General features: G+C 68.2%; 4 protein-coding genes and 1 pseudogene. 1 reads left to right on the top strand and 4 read right to left on the bottom strand.

All coding sequences use genetic code 11. The features are described from left to right. From RUU78_RS04795 to RUU78_RS04780, 4 genes and pseudogenes are all read right to left on the bottom strand, one after another. Positions 1 to 905 (bottom strand): annotated as a pseudogene (locus RUU78_RS04795) (hypothetical protein); the annotation flags it as partial. A gap of 188 nt (positions 906 to 1,093) precedes the next feature. After that, positions 1,094 to 1,804 carry an N-acetylmuramate alpha-1-phosphate uridylyltransferase MurU gene (gene murU / locus RUU78_RS04790; RefSeq protein ID WP_313914204.1) on the bottom strand — a complete coding sequence of 237 codons (711 nt, stop codon included), beginning with the start codon at positions 1,802 to 1,804 and terminating at the stop codon, positions 1,094 to 1,096. After that, entirely contained in the window at positions 1,801 to 2,811 is a 1,011-nt protein-coding gene (locus RUU78_RS04785) for a phosphotransferase (RefSeq protein ID WP_313914202.1), read from the bottom strand. The genes murU and RUU78_RS04785 overlap by 4 nt, the downstream gene beginning before the upstream one ends. Before the next feature lie 10 nt (positions 2,812 to 2,821). Then, complete coding sequence (locus RUU78_RS04780; RefSeq protein WP_313914200.1) at positions 2,822 to 5,077, bottom strand: winged helix-turn-helix domain-containing protein; 2,256 nt, start codon at positions 5,075 to 5,077, stop codon at positions 2,822 to 2,824. Between the two features lie 121 nt (positions 5,078 to 5,198). Here RUU78_RS04780 and RUU78_RS04775 point away from each other — a divergent pair, with 121 nt between their 5' ends. After that, positions 5,199 to 6,554: a hypothetical protein gene (locus tag RUU78_RS04775; protein WP_313914198.1), complete on the top strand. Its 1,356-nt coding sequence runs from the start codon at positions 5,199 to 5,201 to the stop codon at positions 6,552 to 6,554. The last annotated feature ends 19 nt before the right edge of the window (positions 6,555 to 6,573 follow it).

The raw sequence follows: 6,573 nt of genomic DNA, 5'->3' as shown, positions 1-6,573 counted from the left end.
AGCGGGTTGTTTGGGTCAAAGGTGTAGGTGACCCAGTTGCCGAAGCGGTCTTCGACGCGCGTGGGGAAGATGTACTGATCCTGGCGCTCCAGGTACGACACCCAGGAATTCGGAAACACGCCGCTGGCGGCACTGACCGGACTGGCAGGGACCTTTGCAAACCAGTCGAAGAAATATCGCGAACCCTCGGGCGACACCACGAGAAACCCCTCGCCAGGAACGTCATTCGCGGTCGACGGCAGGCAGGCAACGACCCAGTTATTGCTGGCCACCCAGCGGTAGGTGCGCCCGTCGGCCGGCCGATTGGCATTGGCCGGTGCGATCACCATCAGGGTCTCGTCGCCTCGGCCCGGGATATACAGGCTATTGCCGTGCCAGTACTGGTCGCTCGCGAACGACCAGTAGTTGCCGCTACCCATTGCCGACGGCGGTTGCCCCTGCGCCGGACTGTTCGGATCCACCGAACAGCGCTGGTTTGGCTGTCCCGGTGTGGACACCTGCCAGCCGGACGTCGCATTGCCCTCGGTTCGCGCAAATGTGCCGCGCAGGTGAGGCAGGTCCAGCTCCCAGTCGATGAACAGGCCGGGCGCCCGAGCGCCCATCGGCGCGGTGCGATAGTCCACGCGATAGCGCCGCGTGAGGTTCACCGGCAACGCCGAGTCGCCAGGCAGGCTGATATCCGTGGTAACGAATTCCGTGGCTCCGGTGCTCAAGCCCGTACTGTCGCCGAACAGCGACGGCCCCAATGCGGCCACGCCGTTACGCTGCCGTATGAACTCGTCCGAATAGTCCTGCGCCGGCGTAACGGCCCGCTCGGCCAGTTCCTCGTCCGGCGTTGTTGCAGCAGTGACAAACGGCAAGACGCTCAATGCGACCGCGCTGAGCCAACGCGATACCTTGTACATTTGTTTCTCGCTACTTGGTCAACTACGCTGCCTGTATCAACAGGCGCCATAGGGGAGTCCGCACGCAGTGATTCCGATCTGCGCCGACGAACGCAGTAGGCCCCACTCACGGACACGCGAACGGATTTCACCGGAATGCGCCACGATACTGTACGTGCCGACGCTTTGTCGCGGCTCGTGTCGCGTATCTAGGCGCCGCCGTCCAGTTGCACCGCGAGTTCCGCCAGCCGCTGCGGCGTGCCGACATCGGTCCACTCGCCGCGGTGATGCAGGCCGGCAACGCGGCCGCGCGCGATTGCCGCGTACAGCAGCGGCGCGAGCTTGAAGCGCGGCGGGGTTTCGTCCGCTCCGGCCGCATCGCCGATGCAGGCGCGCCAGTCGTCGAGCAGGGCCGGGCGGTACAGGCCGACGCCGGCGAAGGTCAGCCTTGCGGTGGCCGTGGTGTCCGGGACCAGACGATCGCCGGCCAGCACGAAATCGCCGCGTGGATGGTGCGGCGGATTGTCGACCAGCACGAGGCAGGCGAGATCGTCGTCGCGCAACACCAGCTGCGCGAGATCGACGTCGCAGTGGATATCGCCGTTGAGCGCGAGGAACGGTCCGTCGCCGAGCAGCGGCAACGCGAGCCGCATGCCGCCGCCGGTTTCGAGCGGTTCCGCGCCTTCTTCGCTGTAGTGGATGCGCAGGCCCCAGTGCGCGCCGTCGCCGAGCGCGGCCGGGAACGCCTCGGCCAGCCACGAGGTGTTGATGACCACGTCGCGCACGCCGAAGGCGGCGAGACGCTCGAGATGCCGGTCGATCAGGCGCCTGTCGCCCGCGCGCAGCAATGGCTTGGGCGTGTTCGCGGTCAGCGGCTGCATGCGCTCGCCCTTGCCGGCGGCGAAGATCAGCGCCTTCATGCGCTGGTGGCCTCATCGCGGCGCAGGCGCAGGTCCGCGTCGCCGACGAAGCGCGTCAGCAGTGCGACGAAATCAGCGAGTTCCGCGTAGCGGCCGGCGACGTCGAGCACGTAGCGCAGCACCAGCGGAAGATCCTGCAGGTACTGCGGTTTGCCGTCGCGATAGCACAACCGGCAGAACAGGCCCAGCACCTTGATGTGGCGCTGCAGCCCGGTGAAATCGAACCAGCGCCGGAACAGCGCCGCATCGGCCGTGGTCCGGCCGGCGGCGACGAGGCGCAGCCGGTATGCCTCGACCCATGCCTCGACCCGCGACGGCGGCCACGCGATGTAGCAGTCGCGCAACAGCGAGGCGAGATCGTAGGTCAGCGGCCCGTGCAGCGCGCCCTGGAAATCGATGATGCCTGGCGACGGCGTCGCGATCATGAGATTGCGGCTGTGGAAGTCGCGGTGCACGAAGCAGTAGGGCTGCGCCTGCACCGCGTTGAGGATGCGGCGGAACGCGAGCTCGACGACATCCCACTCGATGCATTCCAGCGTGACGCCGAGATGGCGCTGCAACAGCCATTGCGGCAGGTATTCCAGCTCCATCTGCAGGCGCGCTTCGTCGTAGCGCTCGAGCACGTTGCCATCCAGGCGCGTCTGCATGACGAAGAGCGCATCGAGTGCGGCGCCGTAGAGCGCATCCGCGCTATGCGCATCCAGTGCGGGCAGGTAGGTGCGCGTACCCAGGTCCTCGATCAGCAGGAAGCCGCGTTCCACATCGGCCGCCTGCACGGCCGGCACATGCAGCCCGGCGGCGCCGAGCTGCGCGCCGATGTCCAGCCACGGCTGCACTGGCTCCAGCTCGGTGGGCGAGTCCATGACGATGACGCTTTCGCCGCCGCGCCGCACGCGCCAGTAGCTGCGGAAACTCGCGTCGGCAGAGGCGACCTGCAGGGACTGCGGATCAGCGCCGCAGGCGGCGACGAAGTCGCGCAGTGCGGCGTGGCGTTCGGTGTCGTTCATGGTGGTGGTCTCAGTGCGCCGGACCGTCCGCGACGGGACGCGCCTCGCCGATGTAGAGATCGATCGCGATGCGGTCGTTGCGCGAATAGGCCAGCCAGCGCCCGTCGGCGCTGAAGCTCAGCGCCGGCGCGAAGGTCGTCGGCGCATCGGCGAGCAGAGTCGTGACGCGGCCGCTGGTCAGGTCGTAACGCTGCACATAGCGCTTGCCGGCGTCGTCGCGTACGACGAATGCGAGCCCGCCACCGTGCAGTGCGACGTAGGTGTTGTCCGGCTGCAGGCCGCTGCCGGGTTCCAGCTTGTCCAGCACGACGCGGCACTCGCTGGCGTCCAGGCGGCACAGGCGCAGGCCCGGCTCCGCGGCGACGTCGACGACGAGGTGGCGTTCGTCACTCGTGAAATGTTCCACATTGGCATCCAGCAGCAGACGCGCGCCGCTGCCGTCCGCCGCCGCGCGCCAGAGCTGGTCGCGTTCGTTCTTGCGCCGCACGTAGAAGATCCAGCGGCCGTCTCCGCTGTACTGCGCATAGCGCGCGTCCTCGCCGAGCCCGGTCACGAGCTGGGCCTGGCGTGCGGCGAGGTCGTAGCGGTAGACCTCGCTGTGCTCGCTGCTGCAGGCATACGGCAGGCATTCGGTACCGTCGCTGCGGTTGAGGATCGCCGTCACGAGCAGGTGCGTGGCATCGGGATGCCAGTGGGGCCGGACCCAGCGCTGGCTCGTATCCAGCGCCAGGCGCTGTACGCCGGTGCCGTCGGGTCTGGCCAGGTAGAGCGCTTCGAGACCGTCCCGGTTGGACCCGAACGCGAGCCAGCGTCCGTCGGGCGAATAGGCAGGCTGGTTGTTGTAGCGTTGTGATGTCGTGATCGGTTCCGGTGGTTTGCGCGGGTCGCTCAGGTCGGCGTGCCACAGGTTGGCCTGGTAGTCGGCGATCTCGTAGATCAAAGCGCCGTCGCTGGCCACATCGGGATAACGCGCGCCGCGCGCGCCGAGGAATTCGAGTGCGCCGGTCGCCGCGTCCGCGCGGTACAGCGCGCGGTACCCGAACAGGTCGCCGGCCAGCACGAGCGCCATGTCGCCCGGCAGCCAGGCTGCCCCATAGATGAGACCGTTGGCCTCCACCAGCGCGCGCGCGCGCGCCGGTGCGGCGAGCGGCAGCAGCCAGATCCGCTGCAGGCTGTGCTGGCCGCGGGTGAAGACGAGCTGGCTGCCGTCGCCGGAAAAACGCGGGTTCTGGTCTGTCAGCGCCAGTTCGCCGGGATCGGTCAGCGTGCTGACCGTGCCACTGGCGCGGTCGAGCAGGGCCAGCCCGGTGCGGCCGGCCTCGCGCGCCTGCGCGAACACCACGCGGCGGCCATCCGGCGACGCATCGATGCGGCTGGTCGCCGGCGGCGGTGCGCACTCGCCGATTCGGCGCGACTGCCGCTCGATGAGTTTCTGCTCGCGCAACTCGCAGGTACTGGCGGTGTAGCGCACGAAGATGACGCTGCTGTCGTCGTCGACGAACACGGGCGACATGTCCCAGGCTTCGCCGTCGCTGAGCAGGTGGCGCGACTGGCCGTCGCGCGAGGCGACCCAGATATGCGCACGGTCGAGCTCGGCGTCGGACGTGGACCACGCGACCCAGCGGCCGTCGCGCGAAAACCTGGCGCTCTGGTCGAAACCGGGTTCGATCGCGAGCGGCCGCGCGCGATCGACGCGGGCGCGCAGGTCAGCCGCTTCCTGTTCCGCGCCCGGCGGCTGCGGCAGGGTCAGCGCGAGCACCGCGACCAGCGCGACCATGACGACGCCGACCACGATGCCGGCGATCTGCGTGCGCCGGCGCACGCGTGGGTCGGCCAGTGGCAGGCCGCTCGCGTCGAGCCGCGCGGTCGTGCGCGACAGCGCTTGCGCGACCGCCGGCGTTGCGACGGTGGTGCTGTCGATCCGCGGCAGGGCGATCAGGCGGTAGCCGAGCTTGGGCACGGTTTCGATGTAGCGCGGCGCGCGCGGGTCGTCGGCGAGCAACTGGCGCAGTTCGGCGATCGCGCGCGACAGTGCCTCGTCGTTGACGTAGCGGCCTTCCCAGACGTCCTCGATGAGCTGCTCGCGGCGCAGCACCGTGCCCGGCTCGCGCGCCAGGCGCAGCAGCAACTGCATCTGGCGCGGCTGCAGCCGCACGCGGCCGGCTTCGGCGATGAGCTCGTGATTGCCTGCATCGACCAGCCAGTCGCCAAGGCGGAAGCGCTGGGCCGGGGTCGGTTCGCCAGCCGGAAGGGGAGCGGAATTCATGCGCAAGCAGTTGATTTGAATACACCGGGGTTTTGCGCAGCTAACGCGAAGCTGTTGCGCAGGACCGGGGAGGTGGCTCTCGTTGACCCTGCGGCCTCACGTTGACGCAAGGAGATTACGCATGAGCCGCAAGTCAAATTGGTGGGCACGTTGTTCGGTCCTGTTCTCACTGTCCTTTTCCCTGCATGCCGCTCAGGCGGCGTCCTGCGACGACGTCCGCGTCCTCGTCAGCGGCTATTACAGCAATGTGCATGTCTATGATGCCTGCACGGGCGCTTTCCTGCGCAACCTCGACGACAGCGGCCGCATCCAGGGCGCGCAGGCCGTCAAGATCGGGCCGGACGGAAAACTCTGGGTGGTCAGCGAGGAAGCCGACACCCTGCTGCGCTACGACGCGGAGACGCTGGATTTCATCGACACCTTTGCGCGCCTGCCGCTGGACTGGGGTCTGACGGGCGTCGCGTTCAGCGACGGCAGTGCCTACCTGTCGAGCTACGCGACCAGCGCGCTGCGCGAGTACGACATCGCCACGGGTGTTCCGGAAAGCCTGCCGCTGGCCGGCATCACGGTGCTCAAGGGGCCGGACAACGGCATGATGGACGCGCCCGACGGCAAGATCTACGTGCCCGGTTACGACAGCAACAATGTCGTGCGCTTCGACCCGCAGTCGCGCCAGTATTCCCAGTTCGCCGGTGTGCGCGACAACGGCCTGCGCTCCGCCCGCGGCCTGCTGCTCAATCCCGCCGGCGACAAGCTCTACGTGACCGGTGAGCGATCCAATCAGATCCTGCGCTACAACTTCCCCGGCGGCGGTCTCGACAAGGTCATCAGTGCGTCGATCAGCTCGCCGACCGGGATGGCCTGGCATCCCGACGGCAGCCTGCTCGTCGCGGGCAACGGCGCGCGCGGTGTCGGCGTGCTCAAGATCGACGGTGAGAGCGGCGAGGAGAAGTCGCTGCTGATCCCGGTGGGCTCCGGTGGTCTGTCGGGTCCTACCTATGTCGCCGTCATTCCGAAGGGCCAGGTCGGCAGCGAAACGCCCAATCCCGCGACCATCGGTTCGCAGTACTGGCTCACCGCCCTGGGCCGTCTGGTCGGCACCCGCGTGGAACTCGAAGCCAACACTGCGCTGGGTGCGGCGTTCGGTGCCGCGTTCAATCCGGCTGCGGTGCAGAAGCCGCGCTGGGGCACGATCCAGATCAATTTCCTGAGCTGCGTCGAAGCCGAGCTGACCTGGCAGTCCAGCGGTGAGAACAGCGCCCGCTTCGGCAGCGGCGGCTACCGCATCGAACGCATGCTGACGACGCCGGCCGTGACCGCATGCCAGAGCACGGGAATTGCCGGCGCCCCGAACACCAACTGGATCCAGGGCGCCTGGTACGGCGGTCCCTCCCGCGACGGAGAGGGGTTCATGCTCGACACCGACGGCGCGGGTCTGGTGTTCCTGACATGGTTCACCTACCGCCCGGCGCAATAGCGCGACGTCGATCCGACCT

This window comes from Tahibacter sp. (assembly GCF_032229445.1).
Lineage (GTDB): Bacteria > Pseudomonadota > Gammaproteobacteria > Xanthomonadales > Rhodanobacteraceae > Tahibacter.
This window is presented reverse-complemented; position numbering and strand designations above follow the sequence as displayed.

Excerpts from the sequence above, each read along its gene's own strand:
- RUU78_RS04785 (WP_313914202.1), bottom strand. The coding sequence starts at position 2,811 with ATGAACGACACCGAACGCCACGCCGCACTGCGCGACTTCGTCGCCGCC.
- RUU78_RS04780 (WP_313914200.1), bottom strand. The coding sequence starts at position 5,077 with ATGAATTCCGCTCCCCTTCCGGCTGGCGAACCGACCCCGGCCCAGCGC.
- murU (WP_313914204.1), bottom strand. The coding sequence starts at position 1,804 with ATGAAGGCGCTGATCTTCGCCGCCGGCAAGGGCGAGCGCATGCAGCCG.
- RUU78_RS04775 (WP_313914198.1), top strand. The coding sequence starts at position 5,199 with ATGAGCCGCAAGTCAAATTGGTGGGCACGTTGTTCGGTCCTGTTCTCA.